2 tRNA genes and 1 rRNA gene are annotated in these 597 nt (G+C 48.7%); all 3 read left to right on the forward strand.

Features of this window, described 5'->3' with window-relative positions:
• Nucleotides 1-41: 41 nt before the first annotated feature.
• Nucleotides 42-118: transfer RNA gene (locus tag PNI01S_RS28155), tRNA-Ile, on the forward strand.
• 29 nt (nt 119-147) lie between these two features.
• Nucleotides 148-223 (forward strand) — tRNA-Ala (locus PNI01S_RS28160).
• A gap of 229 nt (nt 224-452) precedes the next feature.
• Nucleotides 453-597 (forward strand): 23S ribosomal RNA (locus PNI01S_RS28165); the annotation flags it as partial.

Here is a 597-nt window from a genome sequence, read left to right on the forward strand (position 1 = left end):
AAGCTCCCACACGAATTGCTTGATTCACTGGTTAGACGATTGGGTCTGTAGCTCAGTTGGTTAGAGCGCACCCCTGATAAGGGTGAGGTCGGCAGTTCGAATCTGCCCAGACCCACCAATTGTTGTGGTGTGCTGCTGATCCGATAAGGGGCCATAGCTCAGCTGGGAGAGCGCCTGCTTTGCACGCAGGAGGTCAGGAGTTCGATCCTCCTTGGCTCCACCATTAATCGTCGAAAGCTCAGACATGAATGTTCAAGTTGAACGAACATTGATGTCTGGTCTTTGTGCCAGAACCGTTCTTTAAAAATTTGGGTATGTGATAGAAGTAGACTGAATAATCTCTTTCACTGGTGATTATTCAAGTCAAGGTAAAATTTGCGAGTTCAAGCGCGAATTTTCGGCGAATGTCGTCTTCACGTTCGAGACAATAACCAGATTGCTTGGGGTTATATGGTCAAGTGAAGAAGCGCATACGGTGGATGCCTTGGCAGTCAGAGGCGATGAAAGACGTGGTAGCCTGCGATAAGCTTCGGGGAGTCGGCAAACAGACTTTGATCCGGAGATCTCTGAATGGGGAAACCCACTTGGCATAAGCCA

Origin of the sequence: Pseudomonas nitroreducens NBRC 12694 (assembly GCF_002091755.1) — a bacterium.
GTDB classification, from domain to species: Bacteria; Pseudomonadota; Gammaproteobacteria; order Pseudomonadales; family Pseudomonadaceae; genus Pseudomonas; species Pseudomonas nitroreducens.